This is a genomic window from Archangium sp. (assembly GCF_057119385.1).
The window spans coordinates 63,607-85,898 of sequence record NZ_DBNGVP010000076.1 but is presented as its reverse complement, the minus strand read 5'-3'; the positions used below and the strand labels follow the sequence as shown (position 1 = coordinate 85,898).

At 69.3% G+C, this 22,292-nt stretch carries 20 protein-coding genes; 11 read left to right on the top strand and 9 right to left on the bottom strand.

The window, feature by feature from the left end:
• Positions 1 to 46: 46 nt before the first annotated feature.
• The 4 genes from AC16DP_RS18565 to AC16DP_RS18550 all read left to right on the top strand — a co-directional run bounded on the left by AC16DP_RS18565 (position 47) and on the right by AC16DP_RS18550 (position 3,533).
• Positions 47 to 475, top strand: a complete 429-nt coding sequence (locus tag AC16DP_RS18565) for a hypothetical protein (RefSeq protein WP_329725833.1) — start codon at positions 47 to 49, stop codon at positions 473 to 475.
• A gap of 484 nt (positions 476 to 959) precedes the next feature.
• Positions 960 to 1,793, top strand: coding sequence for a hypothetical protein (locus AC16DP_RS18560; RefSeq protein WP_329725832.1), 834 nt, complete (start codon positions 960 to 962; stop codon positions 1,791 to 1,793).
• A gap of 335 nt (positions 1,794 to 2,128) precedes the next feature.
• The gene (locus AC16DP_RS18555) at positions 2,129 to 2,773 is read left to right on the top strand and encodes a DUF6310 domain-containing protein (RefSeq protein WP_329725831.1); all 645 of its coding nucleotides are present in this window, start codon (positions 2,129 to 2,131) and stop codon (positions 2,771 to 2,773) included.
• 1 nt (position 2,774) lies between these two features.
• Positions 2,775 to 3,533, top strand: a complete 759-nt coding sequence (locus AC16DP_RS18550; protein WP_329725830.1) for a DUF5953 family protein — start codon at positions 2,775 to 2,777, stop codon at positions 3,531 to 3,533.
• Between the two features lie 28 nt (positions 3,534 to 3,561).
• Here AC16DP_RS18550 and AC16DP_RS18545 read toward each other — a convergent pair whose 3' ends face one another.
• Both AC16DP_RS18545 and AC16DP_RS18540 read right to left on the bottom strand, forming a co-directional pair.
• Positions 3,562 to 4,512 carry a DUF2381 family protein gene (locus AC16DP_RS18545; protein WP_329725829.1) on the bottom strand — a complete coding sequence of 317 codons (951 nt, stop codon included), beginning with the start codon at positions 4,510 to 4,512 and terminating at the stop codon, positions 3,562 to 3,564.
• Positions 4,513 to 4,544: 32 nt separating this feature from the next.
• Positions 4,545 to 6,665, bottom strand: a complete 2,121-nt coding sequence (locus AC16DP_RS18540) for a serine/threonine protein kinase (protein WP_329725828.1) — start codon at positions 6,663 to 6,665, stop codon at positions 4,545 to 4,547.
• Between the two features lie 499 nt (positions 6,666 to 7,164).
• Here AC16DP_RS18540 and AC16DP_RS18535 point away from each other — a divergent pair, with 499 nt between their 5' ends.
• Positions 7,165 to 7,974, top strand: a complete 810-nt coding sequence (locus tag AC16DP_RS18535; protein WP_329725827.1) for a hypothetical protein — start codon at positions 7,165 to 7,167, stop codon at positions 7,972 to 7,974.
• An 89-nt stretch (positions 7,975 to 8,063) separates the two neighbouring features.
• On the opposite strand, the gene AC16DP_RS18530 is transcribed toward AC16DP_RS18535, so the two are convergent.
• Genes AC16DP_RS18530 through AC16DP_RS18510 form a run of 5 tightly spaced genes read right to left on the bottom strand, consistent with a single transcriptional unit; the run spans position 8,064 to position 15,615 of the window.
• Positions 8,064 to 8,576: a cupin domain-containing protein gene (locus tag AC16DP_RS18530; protein WP_329725826.1), complete on the bottom strand. Its 513-nt coding sequence runs from the start codon at positions 8,574 to 8,576 to the stop codon at positions 8,064 to 8,066.
• A 40-nt stretch (positions 8,577 to 8,616) separates the two neighbouring features.
• The gene (locus AC16DP_RS18525) at positions 8,617 to 9,654 is read right to left on the bottom strand and encodes a hypothetical protein (RefSeq protein ID WP_329725825.1); all 1,038 of its coding nucleotides are present in this window, start codon (positions 9,652 to 9,654) and stop codon (positions 8,617 to 8,619) included.
• 23 nt (positions 9,655 to 9,677) lie between these two features.
• Entirely contained in the window at positions 9,678 to 10,283 is a 606-nt protein-coding gene (locus AC16DP_RS18520) for an IPT/TIG domain-containing protein (RefSeq protein WP_329725824.1), read from the bottom strand.
• A 5-nt stretch (positions 10,284 to 10,288) separates the two neighbouring features.
• Positions 10,289 to 11,773, bottom strand: coding sequence for an FG-GAP repeat domain-containing protein (locus tag AC16DP_RS18515; RefSeq protein WP_329725823.1), 1,485 nt, complete (start codon positions 11,771 to 11,773; stop codon positions 10,289 to 10,291).
• Positions 11,770 to 15,615, bottom strand: a complete 3,846-nt coding sequence (locus AC16DP_RS18510) for a serine/threonine-protein kinase (RefSeq protein WP_329725822.1) — start codon at positions 15,613 to 15,615, stop codon at positions 11,770 to 11,772. The genes AC16DP_RS18515 and AC16DP_RS18510 overlap by 4 nt, the downstream gene beginning before the upstream one ends.
• 139 nt (positions 15,616 to 15,754) lie before the next feature.
• Here AC16DP_RS18510 and AC16DP_RS18505 point away from each other — a divergent pair, with 139 nt between their 5' ends.
• Together AC16DP_RS18505 and AC16DP_RS18500 are read left to right on the top strand one after the other, a co-directional pair.
• Positions 15,755 to 18,316: an ABC transporter permease gene (locus AC16DP_RS18505; protein ID WP_329725821.1), complete on the top strand. Its 2,562-nt coding sequence runs from the start codon at positions 15,755 to 15,757 to the stop codon at positions 18,314 to 18,316.
• A 5-nt stretch (positions 18,317 to 18,321) separates the two neighbouring features.
• On the top strand, positions 18,322 to 18,711 hold the full coding sequence (locus tag AC16DP_RS18500; RefSeq protein WP_329725820.1) for a response regulator: 390 nt from the start codon (positions 18,322 to 18,324) through the stop codon (positions 18,709 to 18,711).
• 27 nt (positions 18,712 to 18,738) lie between these two features.
• Here AC16DP_RS18500 and AC16DP_RS18495 read toward each other — a convergent pair whose 3' ends face one another.
• Positions 18,739 to 19,065 (bottom strand): PilZ domain-containing protein, encoded by a 327-nt coding sequence (locus tag AC16DP_RS18495; RefSeq protein WP_329725819.1) that lies wholly within the window; start codon positions 19,063 to 19,065, stop codon positions 18,739 to 18,741.
• Between the two features lie 236 nt (positions 19,066 to 19,301).
• On the opposite strand from AC16DP_RS18495, the gene AC16DP_RS18490 reads away from it, so the two are divergent.
• Genes AC16DP_RS18490 through AC16DP_RS18475 form a run of 4 tightly spaced genes read left to right on the top strand, consistent with a single transcriptional unit; the run spans position 19,302 to position 21,597 of the window.
• Positions 19,302 to 19,751, top strand: coding sequence for a hypothetical protein (locus AC16DP_RS18490; protein ID WP_329725818.1), 450 nt, complete (start codon positions 19,302 to 19,304; stop codon positions 19,749 to 19,751).
• Between the two features lie 9 nt (positions 19,752 to 19,760).
• Positions 19,761 to 20,258 carry an ATP-dependent helicase HrpB gene (locus tag AC16DP_RS18485; RefSeq protein ID WP_329725817.1) on the top strand — a complete coding sequence of 166 codons (498 nt, stop codon included), beginning with the start codon at positions 19,761 to 19,763 and terminating at the stop codon, positions 20,256 to 20,258.
• A gap of 8 nt (positions 20,259 to 20,266) precedes the next feature.
• Positions 20,267 to 21,061, top strand: a complete 795-nt coding sequence (locus AC16DP_RS18480; RefSeq protein ID WP_329725816.1) for a flagellar M-ring protein FliF — start codon at positions 20,267 to 20,269, stop codon at positions 21,059 to 21,061.
• A gap of 20 nt (positions 21,062 to 21,081) precedes the next feature.
• Positions 21,082 to 21,597, top strand: coding sequence for a hypothetical protein (locus AC16DP_RS18475; protein WP_329725815.1), 516 nt, complete (start codon positions 21,082 to 21,084; stop codon positions 21,595 to 21,597).
• Between the two features lie 17 nt (positions 21,598 to 21,614).
• On the opposite strand, the gene AC16DP_RS18470 is transcribed toward AC16DP_RS18475, so the two are convergent.
• Complete coding sequence (locus tag AC16DP_RS18470) at positions 21,615 to 22,259, bottom strand: antibiotic biosynthesis monooxygenase (protein WP_329725814.1); 645 nt, start codon at positions 22,257 to 22,259, stop codon at positions 21,615 to 21,617.
• Positions 22,260 to 22,292 lie beyond the last annotated feature (33 nt).

Below are 22,292 nucleotides of genomic sequence, written 5' to 3'. Positions count from 1 at the left end.
TCCTCCCCGAGTCGTGGGCCCAGCAGCAGGCTCAGCAGCGATAGGCTTGTCGACGCGCCATCCATCACGCGGCCACCGTGCCACTCTTCTTGGTGGCCGACACCATGGGCTGGACCGGAGGCTTACTCAGGAGCTGACGCGCGCCTCCAAGGAGGAGTGCTGGTCCGCGCTCGCACAGGCGCTGGTGGACGGGGACACTCCCACCTTCCTCTCCGCGTTCTCCGAGGCCCTGGCCAGCCACGAGGCCCGCACCGAGAAGCTGGCGCGCGGCTTCACCCAGCGCGAGGACCACTTCGGCGCGCATCGGCACCTGTGGTTCGAGGGACTCGCCCTGCTCCGGCTCGCGCGCCGGCGCGGGCTCGACGTGCCCAACGAGCGCTACCGCTACTGCCCACCCCTGGCCCAGGTGCCAATGACCGAGCCGTACCAGGGCGACTGGGTCACCCGGCTCGGCGATGCGGTCTCGGGAGCATAGGAAAGACAGGGGCCATGCGCGCGGCCAGCCCGCCTGGCTGGCGCTGGCGGCGTCAGGAGAAAACCCCGGCTCGCTCGATGGCGCCCGGGACTTTGCGACATCCCTTGCTACAGCCCCCCGGAAAGCTGCGTCCTTTCCGGGAGATACGGAGTGGAGGCGGCGGGAATCGAACCCGTGAACAAGGCGATGGAAAACCCTAAGCAGGACGCGCTGTTACCCGCTATCGCCTTGATTCTCCTCGGGTTCGTCATCCCGCCCCGTCCCACCCCGTTCCCTCGCGTTCCACCCCTTTCCCCGCTGGCGGGGCACACTGGGGGCACATGCTGGCAGCCCTGTGGCCACACGCGTCATGGCTACCGCCCGAGGGAACTGCCCCCCCGCAGCAAGAATTTTCGGCATCAAGCACGTACCGAGTCGATACGCGGTCTCAAGCAGAATGCAGCAGAGACGAAGTGGTGGTAATCGTCAGGAGCGCAGTTGCCGGGTGTTCTTGATTCTTGAGGGATGCATGCACGTGACGCCTGATGGACTAGATGCTGTGATGAAGGACTGGGACGCTGATGGCGAACTGATGGCGCACAGACATTACGCATCACTTGCCGCCTTCATTCGCATTTGCGACGAGCTTGAGCCGCACTTGTCGCCGGGGGCATTGGCTCCTCGCTTGGCGGAGTGGATAGCAGCAATCGAGGGCGCACGGGGATTCTTGGCGGAATGGAGAAATACCGGAACGGTCTTCCAGTCGCTCAAAGCTGCGCCTCTATTCAACGCCGCTAGCATTGCGCGAGAAGCATGGCGTGGCCCACAAACTGGCCCTGTCCGCCAACTGTCTTTCATTCACGACACAAAGCTTCGCCGAATTGCCGAGCGCGATTACGCAACCCTTCAGGAAGCACTACGTCTTCGCACGCCCAAGGTTGCTCTTGTCTTCGCCGGCTGTGTAGTCGAAGCAATCCTCGTCGACCTGTTGGAAACGGAGCAAAAACGCCTTGAGGCAATCGACGTAAAGAAGGCCAGCAAGAGCCTGGCTGGGAAAATCGAAAATGGAAGAAAGTCACTTAAATTGCCAAATGAGTGGGAACTTGTCGACATGATAGCCATGTGCGGTCCTAATGGACTGAACATATTGGATGCGACCAATGTTACCGCTGCAACTCTGTCACGAATCGAGCGCAACTTGGTTCATCCTAATGTAGAGCGACAGGAGACTGCCGAGCTTTCCTATAGTGATGCCGTGATAGCAGCCGGTGTCGCCGAGAAAGTCGTTGAGGCGGCTCAGTCATTTCGTGCTCAGACACAAGCAGGCGCCGTGCTCTGAACCACGATCCGGCCATGCGTCTCCGAGCGTGCTTTGCACTTCTGCTCTTTCTCTCAGCCTGTACGACGACCCCCCCAAGCCCAAGAGAGCCAGCGGCCCGCGACCCGAGGCTCGCCAACCTCCAGCGCGCGGCGAAGCTGCCCTGGACGGATGGGGGGCGTTGCGCCGTCCGCGAAGCTTCCGAGCCCTGGCCCGAGCTGGCAGAGAGGTGCTTCTATGCCCTCGACCATGACCGGGTTGAGTTTCACGACCTCACAGGACGATGCGCGGTGGCCTCTGCCGGTGCCGCTGCCCTGGGGGTCGGGGTTTGTGTCCTGGCGGCACCGGAGATCGTCGTGGGAGCGGTGATCGTCGCGGGCGTGGTGGTGGTGGGCTTCGCAATCTCAGAGGCGTTGGAGGCTTACGAAAAGAGGGGCCGTCCCCAGGTTCGGCCGCCGCCTACGTTGCCCGAGACGCGGCCCGTGCCTGAAACGCGCCCCGTGCCAGAAGTGAAGCCCGTGCCTGTAACGAAGCCCGCCCCGCCGAAGCCCTCGCCGAAAAAAAGGCCCAAGCCGGAGCCAGCAGGGCAGGACTGGCCGCCCCCGTTGCCACCCGAAGTCACGGAGCGAAACCGCCGCCCGGAGTGCGAGCCTCGACCGGTGAATCACCGTGGCGGTCATGACCCGCACAACGAATGCGCCGACAAAATTCCAAACAACAGCTTCCCCGGCTGGGATGTGCGCGTCAACGGGAAGGATTACGACGGGCTGCAATTGGCCACGCTCACTCTGTGGGACGTCAAGACGGATAATTTCGACAAGCACTCACCACACTCCCAGAAGTTTTTTGCCCGGATGAAACTGCCGGAACTACAACGGGAGAAAAGACTCGCAGAGGCCTGTGGGTATAACTTTGTCGTTGGTGTGAAAAGCGCCGCGCATAAAGCCGCGCTTGAGAAATTGGATCGAAACCTCAACATTGAAATCATGGACTGGTGCTGACATGGCGGTTTTCTCGGATGAACTTGGCATCATCGTTTATGCACCTGCTCTCGTGGGCGAAGATAGGCGGCCTCTCGCTATCATTCATGGAATGGAGGGCGCGCTTCCCGGTTTGCGGCTGGGTTGGACGCTCTCTGAAAAAGAGGAGTTCATTGCGCTGCCCCATCGCGATGAGTGGGTCACGGCTAACAAGATCGACGGTGGGTTTCCGTTCCTTTGCAACGATGACAAAAGCCGCCCGGTGACGCTGACCGCGTGGGAGAACCCGAACGGGCTTGCCGCAAGGAGCCCGCCGCACTTTGAAATCCATGGTTCGCTACATCTGGACGTGGCAGGCATTGCAGCGGCGATGGATGTGCTAGCGGCCATCGGGGAAGGTGCTCGTGCTTTCTGGGGGCTCGCAACGCCTTCCGACGCGGCTGTTGAGATTTCGCAGCAGACCAGAGATCCGGTTCGTAAGCCGGGGAGCCCGCCACGGGGACTACCAGCGCTCAAGATCGCAGAGCACATGCGCTCGTCTGAGATTCCGCACTGCCTCGGGTGGGTGAATTACTGGTCCGCCGCTGCCGCAGAAGCCATCGGCTTTCCGGACCCGGCCCGCGACGCGGAGCTGCTGTCACGCGCACGGCGCACCGCGACGGGCGGGTGGGTCGTGCAGCTCACCGATGCGCCGCTCGACCTGGACAACCCCGCCCACCTGGACGCGCTCAAACGGGCCTACGAGCGCTTTCCGGAGATTGGCGGGCGCGCAGCCCCTTGAGACTCGGCACGGCTCGCGCTGGCCGTGCTCAGGGCCCCGCCTGCTGGCTCACCGGGAAGGTGACGTTCCCGAGGGTGAAGGTGCGCGGCCCCTGTGCTTCCCAGAGCTTGAGGGTGCAGGGGCAGCCGAGCTGCGCGCGCTCCCCCTTCAAACCCACCACGACGGCACCGGCACCATTCGCGGGGATGGGTGCCTCTTGCCACCGCGTAAGCTCCACCTCTTCCCCCGCCTTGTCCACCAGTGCCGCCCCCGCCAGCGTCCAGGGTTCAGCACCGGGGTTAAGTAGGCCCAGCCGTACAGCTACGCTTGCCGGGCGGCTCTCGCCCGTGGGCGTGTAGCTGTAGCTCCAGGCCCCCTTCAGTATGAGCGCGTTGGCTGGCGGCACCGTCAGGAAGTCAAGCTTCTTGGACGCCACGACCCCAGCACCCTCCAGCCATGCGGCACCCAGGAGCCCGCCCGGCTCCTCACGCTCGGCCAGAAGCCGCGCCTTGTCCTCCTGGCACTGGTGCGTTTCGGCCTGTGCTTCGTCACGCTCTTTCTCGCACACGTCGGGCGGGCGCGGCTGCCGGAACACATACACCCGGCGCGTCCCCTTTGCCGCATGGCCCACGAGCCAGAAGCTCGCGCTCGCCGGTGCCGCGCCATCCGCGAAGCGCACCGTCACCTTTACCCGCTCCCCTGGCAGATAATCCCCCTTGGGCATGACGTGGAGGCTCAGCCCCTCCTGCCCGAGTGCCCAATCCGCGAGGCGTCCCACGGGCTGAAACTCCACCGCCCCCACAGCGACGCGGGAGTCAAAGACGAAGGTCGTCGTCTCGTCCGCGCTCGCGCACACGTCGGGAGCCACCTCCGGGGAGCCTGCGGCCAAGTCAAAACGCGCCGTCGCTGCGCAGCGGGGGACGGGGGGCGGTTCTGAGGCTTGCGCAGCACCAGCGAGCAGGGCGGCCAGCAGGACGGCACCGGGAGAGGGGGGCAGCACGGAAACTCAACCTCCAAAGGGCAAGGTAATAATCAGGGCTGCCCGACAGGCACTTCGAGAAGAACGCGCGTGGGTGTCTTGGCGTTGCCGGGCGTGCTTCCGGGAGTGAGGCAGACGCCCAAGCCGGGGGGGCAAAGAAATTCCTTGCCGTGCTCGTCCCCAAAGGACGCGCCTTGAAAGCCGAGGCCACCGCCTCTAATGCCAGCAACGAAACACACAGGGAAAGTCCCCACGCCTGGAATCTTCGCCTCGGTGAAGGTGCCGAAAAGGCGGTTGTCTCCGAGCTTCCACTGTCCAAGTAGCAGGGTCCCGGCAGGTAGATTGCCCACGGCACCATAGATGCCGGTTTGGAGGGTAGCGGGGCCATCCTTCACCCTGGCCGCCTCTCCGGCTTCTCCCTTGTACCCTTTGACCGTGGCGGTCTCGTCGCGGCCAGTGACGTTGAACCGTTCGTGGGTCTCCCGCCAACCCTGGGGGCAGGTAATCTCGGGGGGCACGGTGCGCACCTGGGAGGCGGGCGCGGTGCATCCCCCGTCGAGCAGCGCACAGACCGCCACGGCTGCGGGCTTCACCGGCAAGCGGAACCCCGCACCTTGCGTCTGCGTTTTCGGCGTTTCGTTCTTGGGCGTCTGAGCGGACGTGCGAAGCATGGCGTTAGCGGTAGACGCGGGAAGTTGAGCCCCAACGGGTGTCGCGTCTCCTCCGGCGAGAGATTCCAGCGCCTTTGCATCGGGCGCCACTTCACGACCGCACACGCCTGCGTCGGTAGCGTGAGGGCCCGGGGACGTGGACGGTAGCGGCAACTCGGGTCGGGTCTCGCTGGTGCGTCCCGTAGGGCCAGGTCCCCCCAGGTTCGCGCCCACCAACAGGGTAACGACGGCCACCGTCAGCACGGCCCCAATGACCCCGAGACGCCACGCTGCGCGTTGAGGGGGTGGACCTGCGGCAGGCTCGAGTTCGCGTGCTGGCGGCACCGGGGCGCTCATTACGGGCGGCTCGTGCTCCACTGGGGCCGGGTCCACGCGCGGCGCTTCCACCATGGGGAGCTTGTCCTGGTTCGCGGCTGCGGCCAGGGGCCGAGGGCCTGCTACCGCAGCAGGCACGAAGAGCACGGGTGCCGCGTTCCGCGAGGGCTGCCCGCGCCGGGGGCGCCGCTTCACCAGCTTTAGAAACATGCGCCGCTGTTCGTTCGGCTCCTGCTTTGCCGGGTCATCGAGCGTCGTTGTCGTCTGCGGATCAAGCGGATTTACGAGCGGCGGCTCCCAGGTCGCGTCGTTCTCCGCGTTGGACAGGGACTCATTCAGAGCCGCGCACAGTGTCGCAACCAACGGGAAGCGGTCCTCTGGCCGCTCCGCGAGCATCTTCATGCACAGCAGCGAGGCGGCCAGCGGCACGCGGGGGTTGACGACGTGCGGCGCGTCGGGCCGCTGAGTCAAGATACGCTCGCGCAGCCCGTCCAGGCCCCCTTCATCCGTGCGCTCGCCAAAGGGCAGCGCATCCGTCAGCAGCCAGTAATAAGTCACGCCCAATGCCCACATCTCATCGGTGGGCCCGTACTCGTATTGACCCGTGCCGTCCGGGTTGGCGCGCTGAAAGCGTATCTGCTCGGGAGAGCGGAATTCCTCTGTCCCGGGCGGGAGCTGCGAGCCGGTGACAGTCGGGGCACTGGCCAGAGAACCAATCCCGAAATCAATCAGGATCGGGCGCTCGTTCCCTTCCCGAATGACGATGTTCTCCGGCTTCACATCGCGATGAAACACACCCGCCGCGTGTACCTCCCCGAGCGTCAATGCCGCGTCCAGGATGATGCGCGTCGCCTTCCGAGCCGACGGGTTTCGCTTGTAGGCAAACGTCCAAAGCGTGTCCCCCGGCACGTATTCCATCACGATATAGGGATGGCCGATAACCGGGTCCGGCCAGAAATCCGAACCCACGTAGCGGACGACGCCGGGGTTCTCCAGGTGAATGAGAATGCCGATCTCCCGCTTGCCCCGCCCGTCCAGCTTGGGGATTAGAAGGAGCTTCAACGCGAAGAAGCAGCCCCCGCGCTCGACCTTGTAGACGATGCCGAGGCCCCCCGCGCCCAAGAACCCCACGACCTTGTAATCTCCGATCATCTCGCCGATGTCCGGGTGGCTGAGTGTCAGTCCCACGCGCTACCTCACCTCGTAGATGGGGGAGCGTACCATGACCGCAAGGATGCGGCTCTCCCGGTGGGACCGGGGCGGCAGGTGGACCCCTCCAAAGCTCGCGACCGCTCCAAACAAGTCGGAAACTAATTTTGCACGGATTGCGCGATCAGGCCCGAGTCAGGGAAATCAGTACAGAAATGTTCCCTACATGTGTGGGTTAACCAGGCCGCTCGTGCGCGGCATGTGCCCTTGCAGGACTCGGCAAGGCGCGGACCTGTTGACCACTCACGCACGACGGTTCGGCATGGCCCGTCATTACCGGGTCTGTCCTGGGGCATCGGGCGGTATCGGGGCGCGGTGGTGGCCCAGGCGGTGGCGCGGTGGTGGCTCTGCTTGGTTGCCCGGCTGCACTCTTGCCGATCACCCCTCACGCGTTGTTCGTGGCCTGGACACGCTGGGTGCGCACGGACTGGCCACGGCGCCGCTGTGCATGCCCTTCCTCTCGCACCCGGAGCCCCAAGTGGCCGCCGCTGCCCTGCGCGCCATCAGCAGGATGCGTCTGCCACTGGAACCGGGCGTACTCCAGCGCGCACTCGGCTCGGGAGAACCCCTGCTGCGTGACGCCGCCATCATGGCGGGGCTGATGGGCGGCCACCGCAGCGCCTGGGCCGCCTGCCGGGCCGCGGTCGAATCGCGAGCCCCCGCTGTCCGGCTCCCGCTGCTGCTGCTGGGCCTGGGCGGCGATGAGCGGGACGCGAAGTTGCTGCTAGAGCTGCTCTCCGACGAGGTGCTTCAGGCGGATGTCCTGTGGGCGCTGGGCTTCACCGGCCGCGTGGCCGCCGCCGACGCCTGCCTGGAGTTGATGTGGAAAAAGCCTGTCGCAGCACTTGCGGGTGAGGCCTTCAGTGCCATCACCGGACTGCGCATCGAGGGCCCGTACGCCGCCAGCCCCGAGGAGTCAGAAGAGTCCATTCCCCTGGAACAGGAGGACCTCGATGCCGACCTCGTGCCAAAGCCAGAGGACGCGCTGCCGCTCCCCCAGGCCTCCGCCGTGGCCGCAGGGTGGCAGGAAGTCCGCCCCAACCTGGACCCGCAGCAGCGCTACCTCGCGGGACAACCCTTCACGCCACAAGCGCTGTTGGACGCGCTCACCCGTGCACCCATGCGTCGCCGCCACGCCCTGGCCCTGGAACTGGCACTTCGCAGCCGGGGAGCCATCCAAGTACCGACGCGTGCCTTCGTGGAGCACCAGGTTTCCGCTTTGAAGCAGGCACGTTCGGCCTCTCCCTCCACGTTCAGCCGGCCCTTCGCCGACGGGCTTCGGAGCTGAGCATCAAGTCCTGATGCGCTCAGCGCATCCGAGGAGGAGCACCAGAGCGGCGCCTTCGTTCCCCTAGCGCCGAAGCTTCCTTGCTGCTGTCACCGTGGGTCCTTGCTCTCGGGAAGGGTGATCGTCTCCAGCTGGTCGAGCGGACAGAAGGAGAGGGTCCCGCCGACACGGATCATGCGCTTGTTGTGGCGCGGGAAGTCGGCGACCTCCATCTCCCGGCGCTCGCCGCCGGAGAGGTAGACGAGGTCCTCGGAGAAGGGGTTGCGCAGGTGGTGCCCGACGGACGGGGCGGCGAAGCCGAGGAAGTCACCCGGGCCCACCTCGTGCTGCGTGTCGTCGAGCTCGGCGATGCCGCGGCCGGACAGCACGTACATCCACTCCTCCTCCAGCTGGTGCGAGTGGAAGACGAAGGACTCCTTGCCGGGAGGGATGCGCAGCAGGTGGACACCCGTGCGGCGCATGCCCACGAGCTCGCTCAGCGAGTGGCCGCGGATCTCCGAGTTCGGATTGAGCGGGTGCTGCTGGGACTGCTCGGTGGCGAGGGTGCGGTCGGCGGCGCGGGAGAGCGGGGACTTCGGTGCCGCGGGCTTCTTCTCGGACATGGGAGCCTCCGGGTGGGGAGCCTCCCATCATGCCCGTGGTTCAGTCGAACCAGGCAGGGCGGACGTGGAACTCGGGGTAGGCCTTCGCCTCGAGCGGCCTCCCGGGGCGGTGGACGAGCTTGATCATCGCCCAGCGCAGGAGATGGCTCGGGATGCGCAGCCCGGGCAGGAGCACCCGTGCGTCCTCACCGAGCCACGCCACGACCCCGTCACGCTTCTCCGGCGTGCAGAGGCCCCAGGAGACGAGGCGGTCGAAGAGGAAGGGAATCCGCGGCTCGTCTGGCTCCAGCAGCCCGATGCCGAGGCCCACCGAGGGCTGGAGGCCGTCCGCCACGTCGAGGTAGAGTTCCACCTCGCTCGAGCTCTGGAAGGGCTTGAGCATGCGCTCCACGTCGGCGCGCCGGCCCGGCCAGCCGAGGCGGGACAGGTAGGCCCACACCTTCCGGGAGGGCATCGTCAGCACCAGCCGGATGGAGCGCGTGCCCCGGACGTAGGTGGGGGCGACGTGCGACAGCGCGCCTCCGGTGGGAATCTCGTCGAAGCAGCGCTCGAGCGTGCGGCGGACCTCCGGCTCCAGCGGGCCCTGCCCGAGCAGCTCCAGTGAGCGCCACACGGTGCGGCGGATGGGATGACCCTCGGGAAGCGCGCCTCGCGTCAGGCGGCGGTGGGCGTAGTCCGGCTGCACGCACACCGTGGTGAAGGGCTGGGGCTCATGCGGCGCGGGCCGGTCGTGGTCGAACTCCAGCCAGATGCAGGGGACCTCCGCGTGAAGCGGGCTGCCCTCGGGTGCCCACGCGGCGCAGAACGCGCGGACGCCGTCCCAGAGGGGGCCGGAGCGCCCGGGCGGGGCCGCACCCCGTTCGCGAGCCAGCTCTTCTCCGCCCCAGGTGGGTGTGAGGGTCCCGATGAAGTCCACCTGGGAGGCGTCCGCGGCCAGCCGGCACTCGAAGGAGAAGTTCCGCAGCGACGGGAGCCGGTGCGTGAGGGGCTCGAAGCGCGCCATCGTCCGCCGGGGCACGAGCACCTCCGGAACGCGCGGTGCCAGCCAGGCGAACGTCTTCGGGACCGAGGGAACCACGGCGCGCCTCCCGTCCAGTGGGCCTACTTCTTCGGCGTCTTCGCCCGCGTCTTCCGGGCCGGGGCCGTCTTCGCGCCGGAGGCCTTCCGGGCCGGGCTCTTCTTCGCCGCGGTGGCGGTGCGCTTGCTGCCGCTGCTCGCGTTCACCGTGAAGCCCATGCTGAGCGTGGAGGTCGCATCCTGGTTGGAGGTGACGCGGACGGTGTACGGGCCCGGGGGCAGGTTCGCGGCGAGCGCGAGCGTGCCCGTGGCCTGGCTCTTCGCCTCGCCGGCCCCGGTCACCTCCTGGAGGGTGATGGGCACCTTCTGGGTGTTGTTCTCGATGTCGGCCGTCATCGGGTCCGTGAAGTACTGCCCGGTGAGCGTGACCTCGAGCGTCTGTCCCTGGCGGCCCGACGCCGGGCTGATGCTCGTGAGGTTGATGGCCGGCACGAACCAGAAGCCGATGAAGGGGCTCGTGCGCAGCTCGTCCATCAGCGCCTGGGAGACCTGCCGGGGATCCCTGTTCTTGATGAGGTTCTGGTGCTTCGCCGAGAGGCCCGCCTGCTTCATGGTCTTCTTCGGGTTCTCCGCGAACGCGCGCTGCAGCTTCTCGTTGGTCGTGAGGTCGTGGATGAACTTCACCAGCATGGGCTTCAATCCTTGGAGGGGGTCCCGCAGCCCGGGACGGTGGCATAGGAAGAGTAGATGAAATCGCCGAGCGAGCAGTCCTGGTTGGCCATGACCACGTCCACCGAGAGGGGATGGGTATAGGTCACCTGGAGCGTGTCCCCGGGCGCGAGCCGCCGGGCGAAGGAGATCCACGGTGCACCGGGGACGGTGGTGTAGCCGCGGGGGGGCACCGGCTTGCCGTTGCGGATCACCCGCGAGATGCCGCCGACGAGGGGGAGCGGGAGCGTCACCACGGCCTGCGAGCGCGTGAGGGTGGTGCTCCAGGAGCCGGGGCAGGTGAAGCGCTGCCGCAGGTCCGCCGCGTCGAGCGCCTGGATGATGCCTTGGGTGCCGCGCGCCGAGGTGAGCGCGGGCTGGCTCGCGAAGGTGGAGCCCTGGCCCAGGTAGAGCTGGAAGAAGCCGCTCTCGGGTGTCACGCCGCCCCAGGAGCCTCCGAGCAGATCCGTCATGCCATCGCCGTTGACGTCCGCCAGCTTCACGCCGGAGCCGAGGTTGATGGGCGTGGACGTCCACACGGGCTGGCCGGCATCGGGAGCGGGGACATAGGCCTCGTAGCGGGGCGGGGTGCCGGCGTCGCCGCTCATGAAGCCCTGCACGTTGTTGCGTGAGACGACGAGGGTCCACGTGTCCTGTGTGCCCACGGGGCCCGCGGAGACATAGGGCACCAGGTCTCCCTCGCGCGAGCTCCACCCGGGCGTGGTGGGCAGGGAGATGCCACCGTCCGCGCCAGCGCTTCCGGGGAACACCATCACCTGGGACGTGCCGACCACCAGGTCCAGGAACCCATCCTGCTGCACGTCGGTGAAGAGGACTCCGCCGCCGGTACCTCCGGGCTTCGAGCGCCAACCGGGCTTCGGGGAGAGGGTCCCGCCCTGGTTGAAGTAGATGCGCGCGGAGCCGCCGAGCAGGGGCATGATGTCCGAGGTGGCCAGGTCCAACCGGCCATCCCCGTTCGCATCCCCCAGCGCGCAGGCGAACGAGCTGTAGGTGTCCTTCGAGCGGAAGGAGGGGCTCTTCTCCAGGGTGCCGCGCTGGTTGAAGTAGACCTTGACGCCGCCGCTGCCCCAGGGCTTTCCGAGGGTGGACACCGCGACGTCCAGCCACCCATCGCCGTTGATGTCGCCCACGGCGAGGTTCATGTGGGCGTCCGAATCCGAGGAGACCCAGTCCGGCCGTTGCAGCGTGCCGAAGAAGTCGTTCTCCCGGGTGTTCAGGTAGACGGCCAGTGGTTGGAGTCCCTGATCGTTCCCGCTCGCGGTGATGAGGTCCGGGTAGCCGTCACCGTTGATGTCGGCCAGGGCGAGCCCGGTCTCGTAGAGGCCCATGGGGGCGCTCTGGAGATCGGGCTGGGTGGCGTAGGGGATGGGCGTGCCACCATCCACGGACGTCGGAGCCGGGGTGGCGGACAGGGCGAGCGCTGCCAGCGGCAGCGGGAAGATCCAGCTCATCGGACTCCTGGGGCCGAGTGGCCCGGGGCGAAGGTGGAGGCCCAGCGCGCGGGCTCGGCGATGCCGTGGGAGGTCATCACCGCGTGGGCGGCCTCGATGAGGGCACGGCCCTCGTCTCCACCGATGAGGCCTCCCAGGTGGTGGCGGGCGATGGCCGCGTGGACCGCCATGCCCGTGGCCTCGAAGCCCTGGAGGGCCGAGGTCAGGTGCGAACGCGCTCCCGCCGGGTCCCCCCGGAGACGGGCGATGCTGGCCCGGAGCAGGTGGGCCATCGGAACGCAGTCACTGCGCCCCTGACGGGAGATGAACTCCACGTCCTTCTCGGCGCTCGCGAGCAGTTTCTCCCGGGCGCCCGTGTCGTGCTCGGCGTGCGCGAGCGCGCCGCATGCGCGCACGGTGTACATCCTCATCCGGCCCACCAGGGCGCGGAGGAACTGCGCGGACTTCACCTTGGGCCACATCCGGGTGATGCGCTGCCACGCCCGCGCGTGCTGTCCCTGGTAGAGGTCGGCCCAGGCCTCCACGAGGAAGACGGAGATGTGCTGGATGGTGCCCGTCCGGGGCCAGGAGGCGGCGAGCTCCCGCATGCGCTGGCAGGTGCCCTCGGCGTCTCCGGTGGCGAGCAGTCCCATGCCGGTGCCGAGCAGCGCCGTCATCTGGGAGTACGCGTCGCCCTGCTCCACGGCCACGCGGTACCAATCGCCGCCGTGCTCGCGCAGCGCCGTCATCTGGTGTGTGAGGTCCAGGGCGAGCATCGCCATGGCGCGCGCCATGCCGCCCTCCCAGAGCGTGTCCCGGCGGCTCTCGCGCATCCGCTCCAGGCCGGCCTCCGCCTGGACGAGCGTCTCGGCCCACTGGCCCACGGTGAGTGAGCGGACGCCGCGGAAGATGTCCGCCAGGCCGAGCAGCTCGGGTGTGTTCAGCCGCTGCGCCAGCGCCACACCGCGCTCGAGGTCTCGGGTGCCCGACTCCAGCGCGCCCGGGGAGCCCTGGAACAACCAGGTGCCGCCGAAGGCGATGAGTGGACGGGCCACGCGCTGGGGCTCTCCCGCGTCGAGCGCCAGCAGCAGGCTCCGGAGCTGGAAGAGCAGGCCGCGCGTGGGCTCCACGTTGATCAACGCCCGCGCCAGGGCCCAGAGCAGATCGATGCGCTGGAGCTGGAGGGGGGGCACCTCGGACTCGGGCCGCTCGGTGAACTCGATGCCGCGCAGCTTGAGCCGGGCCAGAAGCCAGACGACCTCCAGCACCGCGCGGGCCGTGGAGCGCGGGTAGCTCAGGCCGAGCCGCTCGAGCACGGGCCCGAGCAGCGCGGTGCCGTCGTCGATGCGCCCACCCACCATGTAGTGCTCGATGGCGCGGCACTGGAGGTCCAGCCACTCGTGGGCAGGGGCGTCCTCGGCGAGGCGGAGGAAGAGGGGCGCCGCTTCGGTGCCGCGGCCGGCGAGCGCGAGGGTCTCGGCCCGGGCGCGCTCCAGCTCGCGGCGCGGGGGCAGACCGGAGACCGGCGTGCCCTGGCTCCACTCGAGGGCGAAGCCATACAGCTCGGCGGCCCGGGCGAAGGCGAGTGCCTCGCGGGCGCGCTCGGCGGCGCTGAGGGCGTGGAGGGAGGCGCGGACGAGCTCGCCCGCCCCGTGGAGGTGCAGCGCGAGCCGCTCGGGATCCGGCTGGGGCTGGGCCTCGAGCACCTCGGCGAGCCGGCGGTGATGGCCCTGGATGGCGGGGGCCTGGAGGGTCTCCACGAGCCGCTCGCGGATGCGGTCATGGCTCACCTCCAGGTCGACACCGCCGGGGGTGGCGCGGGTGCGGAGCAGGTGGGCGGAGCGCAGCAGGGCGAGCGACGACAGCGTGGCCTGGGAGGGCCGGGCCGCGTCCAGCGCGAGCGTCTGCTCCAGGGGATGACCGGCCACGGCGAGGAGCTCGAGGAGCTGGCGCGCGCCCTCGGGCAGCTGGTGGACGCGGGCGTCGACGACGCGGCCGAGCGACAGCTCTCCCGAAGTGGCGCGCTCGCTGTCCGAGGTGACGTAGCGCACGAACTCCTCGGCCAGCAGCGGGCTGCCTCCGGCTTCCCGGGCGATGCGCTCGGCCTGGGCGCGCGCCGCGGGGTCCTCCACGCCGAGCCGTTCCAGGGCGAGGCGCGCGGAGTCCTCGGGCGAGAGGGGCGGCAGGGCCACCTCCACGGGCGGGACGGTCCACGACAGCGGCTCCAACAGCTGGCGCAGCGCCTCCAGGCAGGGGCTGTTCGCGGCCTCGTCGCTCCGGTAGCTGAGGACGAGCAGCAGGGGCGGCGCGAAGGGAGGCGACAACAGCTCCGCGAGGAAGCGGGCGCTGTCGAGGTCCCCCCACTGGAGGTCATCCAGCAGCAGCACCAGGGGCTTGTGCGAGGAGATCCGCCGCAGCAACTCCTTGAGCACGCGCACGGCGAGGGCACGGGCCTGGAGGGGATCCTCCGGGAGGGGCTCCGCGTGCTCCTGGGACAGGGCGTCCTCGTTGAGCCGGAGGACGGGGAAGAGGCGGGAGAGGGCCTGGAAGTGCTCGGGGAAGAGTCCGTGCACCTGCTCGCGGGGGAGCTGCGAGATGGCGCGGCTGAGCGAGTCCATCAGGCTGTCGAGCGCCTTGTACGGGACGGACTCGCGCTCGTAGCAACGGCCGGAGACGACGAGGGCACGTCCCTCGCGGCGCAGCTCCTGGGCGAAGGCCTCGAGCAGCGCGCTCTTGCCGAGACCGGCCAGGCCGTGGACGCGGGCCAGCACCGTCTCGCCCGCGGCGCCGCGCGAGGCGGCGGCATGCAACGAGGCCAGCTCCTTCTCGCGGCCCACCAGACGGAGTTCGCGAGCGGTGGGGGCGGGGGCCCCGGGGGCGTCCTGGCCGCCGAGCCGGCGCAGGACCTCGGCGCCGGAGGGGCGGGCGGCGGGGTCCTCGCGGAGCAGGTCCTCGCAGAGGGAGACGAGGTCGGCGGGCGGGTCCACCACGAAGCGCGAGATGGGGGCGGCACCGTGCCGCTGGGCCTGCCGCATCTCGTGCATGTTGCCGGTGAAGGGCCGCTGCCCGGTGAGACACTCGTAGAGCATCACGCCCACGGAGTACCAGTCGGTGGCCTCGGTGGTGGGCTGGAGGTCCCACTGCTCGGGGGCCATGTACGGCGGCGAGCCGGCGAGGGGCTCGGGGGAGCTCATCGACGCCGAGGGGTACATCAGCGGCTTGGCGAGCCCGAAGTCGAGGATGACGACGCGGCCCTGGGGCGTGACGCGGACGTTGGAGGGCTTGAGGTCGCGGTGGACGAGCCCGGAGGCGTGGAGTGCGCGCAGGCCCGTGACGAGCTCGCGGAACACCGGGCGGAGGCGCCCGGCGTCGACGGTGCGGGTGGGCGCGTCGGGGAGGACGAGCGCCTGGGAGCCGGTGGTGGCGTTGAGGCTGGTGGCGGTGTCCTCGTCCGGTGACGAGTGGCTCGCGCCGCTGTCCAGCTTCGGGTGGCGCTGGGGGCTGGTGACGGTGTCCTCGTGTGGGGTCGAGGGCTCCGCCTTCTCCGAGGGCCGCAGCCGCAGGGAGTCGAGGAAGGCGTGGCCCTCGATGAGCTCCATGGTGAAGAACCAGGTGGAGCCCTCGGAGAACAGCTCGTAGAGGGTGACGAGGTTCGGGTGGACGATCTCCGTGAGGAGGCGGAACTCCTGCTTGAAGCGGTAGAGCGAGCCGGGCGACGCCTTGTGCAGTGTCTTGAGGGCCACGACGGAGCCGGTGCGGCGATCGAGCGCCTCGCACACGATGCCGAAGCCACCCACGCCCAGGGTCCGTCTGACCTCGAAACGCTCGTTGCCCGCGAAGCCTTGCTGTTCAGCGACTCTCACTGGCCCCTCCCCGGTGATGTGCGCGCCGACGCTACCCCACGCGTCCTGGGGCAGGAAGCAAAGCGCCAGGTTTGATGCGCCTGCCTGCCCTTCATCCGAGCACCCCAGGCCCCCACGGAGCGGGTAAGGTGGCCGGGACATGCTCTCGCTGCTCCGGCTCGTCTCCCTGCGTCACATCCTGGGTGCACCGCTGCGCACTGGCCTCACGGTGCTGGGCGTGGCCGTGGGCGTGGCGACGATGGTGGGGGTGATGTCCATCAACGGCTCGGTGCTGGATGCGTTCCGCTCGACGGTGGATGCCATCGCGGGGAAGGCGGACCTGACGGTGGCGGGCACGCAGGTGGGCTTCGACGAGTCCGTGCTGGAGCGGGTGCGGGCGGTGCCCGGTGTCACGCATGCCTCGGGGGCGCTGACGGTGATCGTCCCGGTGAAGGGCGCGCCGGGCGAGCGCCTCTACGTGATGGGCGTGGACCTGCTGGATGACGGCCACTTCCGCACGTACGAGGGCGTGGACAGGGACCTGGGCGGGCTGTCGGACGACCTGGAGTTCCTCAACTCGACGGACCGGATGCTCGTGTCGGAGCGCTTCGCGCGCGAGCGGGGGCTGAAGGTGGGGGACGGCTTCCAGCTCATCACCGGGAGCGGGCCGCAGGACTTCGTGGTGCACGCGCTCATCCGCGAAGCGGGGCCGGTGAAGGCCTTTGGCGGCTCGGTGGGCGTGATGGACGTGGCGTCGGCGCAGGCGGCCTTCGGGCGCGAGCGGACGTTGGACCGCATCGACGTGGCGGTGGACGCGGCGGTGGGCGTGGACGCGGTGCGCGAGCGCCTGCGCTCGGCCCTGGGCGGAGGCTTCGAGGTGGAGCGCCCGTCGCGCCGGGGCGGCTCGGTGGCGACCATGGTGCGCAGCTTCCAGATGGGGCTGAACCTGGGCTCCGGGGTGGCGCTGCTGGTGGGGGTGTTCCTCGTCTACAACACCATCGCCATCAGCGTGGTGCAGCGGCGCAGGGAGATTGGAACGCTGCGGGCGCTGGGGGCCACGCGCCTGCGCATCCGGGCCCTCTTCACGCTGGAGGCGGTGGTGCTGGGCGGGGTGGGGACGGTGCTGGGGCTGCCGCTGGGCGTACTCGTCGGCCGGCTCGCCATCGGCTGGGTGTCCGGGGCCATCTCCAGCCTCTACATCCAGGTGAACGCGCGGGACGTGACGGTGGGCCCGTGGGAGCTGGGCCTGGGCGTGGCGCTCGGCGTGCTGGGCAGTGGCTTCGCGGCCCTGAGGCCGGCGCTGCAGGCCTCGAGCGTGCTCCCGGTGGAGGCGCTGCGCCGGGACGCGGCCCAGGGGGCTGGAGTGGGGGGCTCGCGCCTGCCCACGGTGCTCGGCGTGGGGTGCCTGCTGCTCGTCTACCCGTCCACGTGGCTGCCCGCGCCCGTGGAGAACCTGCCCGTAGGCGGCTACATCTCCATCTTCCTGGTGCTGATGGGGACCACGCTGCTGGCCCCGGGGGTGCTGCGCCTCTTGTGGCACGTCTACCATCGCCCGGGCGAGGCCCTGCTGGGCGTGAGTGGCCGGCTGGCGGCGGACAACTTCGCGCGAGCGCCCGCGCGCACGGCGGTCCCGGTGTCGGCGCTGGCCATTGGCGTGGCCATGGCGGTGTGCATCGCCGGCTTCGTGGGCTCCTTCCGCTCCGCGGCGCACCGGTGGTTGGATCAGTCGGTGCCGGCGGACCTCTTCCTCACCTCGGCGGCGCGCATCGCGGGCAGCCGCAACCAGCCCATGGCCCCGGAGCTGGCCGAGGAGCTCGCGGCGCTGCCCGGCGTCTCCGAAGTCGACCGGGTGCGCGTGCTGCCCCATGACGTGCTCGGGCTGCGCGCCTACGTCATCTCGCTGATTCCCGAGATCTACGAGAGCCACGGCAAGCCGCGGCTGCTGGAGGGCCGCCTGCCCACGCGCGAGGAGCGGCTGGCCGGACGGGTCATCATCTCGGAGAACCTCTCGCGGCGCCGGGACCTGCACGTGGAGGACACCTTCGAGATGTCCACGCCCACGGGCGCGCGCACCTACACGGTGGCGGCGGTGGCGGTGGACTACACCTCGGACCAGGGCGTCGTTTTCCTGGCGCGCGAGGTGTACCAGGCGCATTTCCAGGATGACCGGGTGGACACCTTCGAGCTGTACCTCGCGGACCGCTCGAGGCTGGACGAGCTGCGCCGCACCATCACGGAGCGGTGGGGCGAGCGCCACCAGCTCTACGTGCTGAGCAACGCGGACCTGCGTCAGGAGGCCACGGCGCTCATCGACGAGGCCTTCTCCGTGTCCTATGCGATGGAGGTGGTGGCGGTGCTGCTGGCGCTCTTGGGGGTGGTCAACACGTTGCTGGCGGCGGTGTTGGACCGGACCCGGGAGATTGGCCTGTTGAGGGCGGTGGGGGCGGCCCGGTCCCACATCGTCCGGCTGTTCGTCGGGGAGGCGGCCTTCATCGGCCTGTCAGGTGGGCTCATCGGAGCGCTGGCGGGCCTTTGGATGGGGGTTCTCATCACCGATGTGGTAGGCGGTCAGGCCACGGGGTGGAGCTTTCCCTATATTTTTCCCGCCCGGCTGGCTGGGGTGATGGGGGTCGTCTCGACCCTGTGCGCCATCGTGGCCGGGCTGTATCCTGCGCGTCGTGCCGCCACCCTGAACGTGGTGGAGGCGCTCGCATACGAGTGAGTCCCATGGGTGCCAACCTGCAGAATCCCTTCCACATCCTCCTGGTCGAGGACGAGCCCGTCATCCGGGAGCTCGTGCGTTCCATGCTGAGCGACGGGGCCGTGGAGGTGGTGTGCGCGGCCAATGGCATCGAGGGCTTGAAGCTGGCCAAGAGCCGCCCCTTCCAGCTCGTGCTGATGGACGTGGTGCTGCCGCAGCTGGACGGCATCTCGGTGTGCCGGATGCTCAAGAGCGACCCGTCGACGTCGAAGGTGCCCGTCTACATGCTCACCGCCAAGTCCAAGAAGTCGGACATGGAGAGCGCCACCATGGCGGGAGCGGACGGCTACATCCAGAAGCCCTTCAAGGGCGCGGAGCTGATGGCGCTGGTGGAGCGGCTGCGCCGGGTGGTGTGAGGCCGGAAGGGTGAGGCCGGGCCCGGCTCAGGGCAGGCGCGGGTGGAGGTAGCGCGCCAGCAGCAGGAAGTGATCCCAGTCCAGGTCGGCGAACTCGAGCGCCACGCCGTGGGCCGCGCGGCGGACGATGTTGCACGTGGCGGTGATGTCCCCGATGCCGGGCAGCGGCAGGGTGAGGGACAGCTGCTTCACGGAGTCCGGGGGGTGGCCGTGGAGGAACAGGCCCGCCATGGACAGGTCGCGCGCCTTGACGAGCACGGTGCGCTCGCCCAGGTGCACCTTCACCATCCAGTTGGCGTCCACGCGCGGGTGGTAGCGCTCCTGGAGTCGGAGGGGAGAGTTGGACGGCGTCATGGGGAACCTCCTCGGGGTGCGACAGGGAGCTACAGTCTGGAGCAGCCCGGGGGGGTCGCAACTTTTCGGCCGGGGCCCGGCCGCGCCCGCTGACCGTCCACGCACGCGGATGCGCGCTCCACGCGGTGGAGGGTTGGCGGGGTGGGGGAGCGGCCATGTGCCCGGGAAGACTGCGCTCGTTGGCTGGCACGTGGGCTGAAGAAGCCCCGGCGCAACCCAAGCGCAGGAGGCTTCACGTGGAGAACGGCAATCGGATTGGCTCGCTGTCCATCACCCCCACCGTGGCGAGGCAGACGCCGCGGAACGACTTCGGCACGGTGTTCGCGCGCTCGGCGCAGGAGGTGGTGAAGGCGGGGGCGGGAATCGCGGCGTCGCTGATGCCGGGGAACCCGATGGTGAGCGCGGCGGTGGCGAGCGTCAGCTCGGTGGTGTCGTCGACGGCGTCGTCGGTGCAGGGCGTGTCGGCGGCGGGAGCGGGAGGAGTGGGGGGGACGGCGGGGCAGGGCGAGCAGTGGGATCTGCTGGCGGCGCAGCGGGAGATGCAGGCCGAGGGGGCGAAGATGAACCTGGCCTACATGAACCTGCAGAACGAGATGCAGGCGGAGAGCCGGGCGCACAACGCCATCTCCAACATCATGAAGGTGCGGCACGACTCGGCGAAGGCCGCCATCAACAACATCCGGTAGGGGCGCGCCATGGCCATCGACAAGGTGGGGGCGATTGGCGGGGCGGGAGCGACGCCCGCGCTGGAGCCCTCGGGGAAGGCGCGGTTCGGCGAGGTGCTGGAGGGGGTGAAGGGCCCGGCGAAGCAGCCGGGGCCCCGGGTCGCCAGTGAGGGCACCCCCCAGCAGACGTCCACGGAGAAGACGGAGGCGGCGCGAGGGAAGTGCGAGGTGGAGGGGGCGGGGAAGGCCGCGGGGGGGGCGTCGGAGGTGCGGGCCGGGGTGCGGGTGGACTCGGTGCAGGCGGCGAGGTCCCAGCAGGCGGTGCAGGTGCTGGACCGGGTGACGGAGGCGCAGAAGCGGCTGGACAACATCCTGGCGCTGGCCGAGTCCGGCAAGTCGTTCTCTCCGGCCGAGCTGCTGGCCGTCCAGGCCCACGTGTACCGCGCGAGTCAGGAGCTCGATCTCGCGGGGAAGGTCGTCGAGAAGGCGACGGGTGGCGTCAAGCAGGTGCTGCAGACGCAGGTGTGAGGACTCCCATGGACATGCGACGCTGTCTCTTGCTGCTGCTCCTGTGCGCCACGGGGTGCAGGGAGCGCATTCAACACGGCCTGGACGAGCGCCAGGCCAACGAGTTGCAGACGGTGCTCGTCGAGCGGGGGCTCGACGCGCGCAAGGTGCCCGAGGCGGGCAAGAAGCCCACGTGGGCCATCGAGGTGACGGAGGAGCAGTCCTCGGACGCGGTGCGGATTCTGGCGGAGCTGGGGTTGCCGAGGCCCGTGGCGGACGAGGGCTGTGACGTCTTCGGAGGAGGAGGGCTGGTGCGGACGCCGGTGGAGGAGCAGCTCTGCCGGGTGAGGGTGATGGAGCAGGGGCTGGAGAAGACGCTCCAGACGGTGGAGGGGGTGCTCCTGGCGCGAGTGCACCTGGTGGTGCCCCCGCCGCCGAGGCCCGGACAGCCGCCAGTGCCCGCGAAGGCCTCGGCGATGCTGCGCGTGGCGCCCGGCTACGCGGAGACGATCAAGGGCTCGCGGGAGCTGCTGCGCGCCCTGCTCGCGGGAGGTGTGGAGGGGCTCGCTCCCGAGTCGGTGTCGCTCATGGTGGACGAGGTGTCCACGCGGGTGGTGGCGCCCACGCCCGGGGCTTCTCCGCTGACGCGGCTGCGGGTGCTGCTGGCGGTGTTGTCGCTGGCGGTCACGGGGCTGTCGGTGGGGTTGATCCTCATGACGCTGCGTCTGCGGCACTACCGCGCGATGGCGGAAGCGAAGCCCGTGGCTCCACCTGCTCCCACGCGTCCGGTGGTGACGGCCGGGGCCGCACGCAAGGTGGCGTGAGCTTCCGGGAGGGATGAGCCATGGATGTGACGCGCATCGAGCGCCCGGGTGCCAGGACGCCAGGGCCCGAGCAGACGGTGGTGGTCCGGGTGCCTCGGAGTCCACCGCCGGAGCCAGCGAGGAGACCGGCGTATCCGGAGCCGGTAAAGGGCTCGCTTCCGGTCTCGCTGCTCGTGGAGCGGATTGCCCTGGTGGCGCTGGTGTTCGGGCGGGAGCGGGCGGGGGTGCTGCTCGAGGGGTTGAGGGAGCCGGAGGCGCGGGAGGCGAAGAACCACCTGGCCGGGTTCACCGCGCTCTCCTCGGCGAGGCGGCAGGCGCGGGTGGCGGTGGAGTTCGGAGTGCGGCCGGATGCCGCGGCGCGGCTGCGGGCGGTGATGGAGGAGGCGCCGGAGGTCCTGAGACGGGAGCTCTTCCGGAGGCTGCCGCCCTATCACCGCAACCTCTTTCCGGAGCGCCAGGTGGAGCCGCCCGACGCGGCGGCCACCCCGGCGGTGTGTGCACTGGCCGAGCGGCTCTTCCGCGAAGCCACGCGCTGAGACCCACTGCATCCGGCTCAGTCCTCGCTGGTGCCGGAGACCTCGTAGCGCCGGAAGTCCGTGGCGCGCGCCAGCGTGGCCGCGCGCTCCTGCAGTGCGCGCTGTCCCGCCGTGGACAGGGCTGCTTCCAGCTCCGCCTCGCCGCGCCACTGCGAGTACACCGCGACCCGCTCCCCATCCAGGCTGCGGTGCAGCGCCGCACCCACCCTCCCCGCGACTTCGGACTCGAGCTCCTCGCGGAGCAGCGCCACCAGGGCCTCCTGGCGCGCGGGCTCCACCGTGTCCACCCGCAGCGTGACGAGCACCGGGCTGGGCCAGCGGATCTCCAGTGGCTGCCCGCGCGTGGTCATCACCACCTCGTAGGCATGCGGGTCCGTGGACATCTCGAAGTACCGGTAGTTGTGGAGGTGCTGCTGGAACTCGGGAGTCCGACGGCCCGCCTCGAGCGCCTCCATGCTCCGCCACTGGGCATGGTTGAAGAAGCGCACCCCATCGAGGCTCCGGTGGAAGTTGGCCGAGATGGCCCCGGGCTGGCGCTTGCCGTACCAGTACATGTCCCCCAACTGCACCCGCGTCAGTCCGAGCTGGTCCCTCGGGTTGACCGTGAAGAGGTTGATCAGCGTCACGTATTCGCTCACCGCGTGGGCGCGAATGATCCCCATGGCCTGCCTCCTGTGTTCGCCTTGGCCAGCCCG

Bases quoted from the DNA above. Each gene is read 5' to 3' on its own strand.
- AC16DP_RS18515 (WP_329725823.1), bottom strand. From the start codon at position 11,773: ATGAGCTGGATCTTCCCGCTGCCGCTGGCAGCGCTCGCCCTGTCCGCC.
- AC16DP_RS18550 (WP_329725830.1), top strand. From the start codon at position 2,775: ATGGCGGTTTTCTCGGATGAACTTGGCATCATCGTTTATGCACCTGCT.
- AC16DP_RS18495 (WP_329725819.1), bottom strand. From the start codon at position 19,065: ATGACGCCGTCCAACTCTCCCCTCCGACTCCAGGAGCGCTACCACCCG.
- AC16DP_RS18530 (WP_329725826.1), bottom strand. From the start codon at position 8,576: ATGTCCGAGAAGAAGCCCGCGGCACCGAAGTCCCCGCTCTCCCGCGCC.
- AC16DP_RS18485 (WP_329725817.1), top strand. From the start codon at position 19,761: ATGGCCATCGACAAGGTGGGGGCGATTGGCGGGGCGGGAGCGACGCCC.
- AC16DP_RS18505 (WP_329725821.1), top strand. From the start codon at position 15,755: ATGCTCTCGCTGCTCCGGCTCGTCTCCCTGCGTCACATCCTGGGTGCA.
- AC16DP_RS18500 (WP_329725820.1), top strand. From the start codon at position 18,322: ATGGGTGCCAACCTGCAGAATCCCTTCCACATCCTCCTGGTCGAGGAC.
- AC16DP_RS18520 (WP_329725824.1), bottom strand. From the start codon at position 10,283: ATGCTGGTGAAGTTCATCCACGACCTCACGACCAACGAGAAGCTGCAG.
- AC16DP_RS18470 (WP_329725814.1), bottom strand. From the start codon at position 22,259: ATGGGGATCATTCGCGCCCACGCGGTGAGCGAATACGTGACGCTGATC.
- AC16DP_RS18480 (WP_329725816.1), top strand. From the start codon at position 20,267: ATGGACATGCGACGCTGTCTCTTGCTGCTGCTCCTGTGCGCCACGGGG.
- AC16DP_RS18475 (WP_329725815.1), top strand. From the start codon at position 21,082: ATGGATGTGACGCGCATCGAGCGCCCGGGTGCCAGGACGCCAGGGCCC.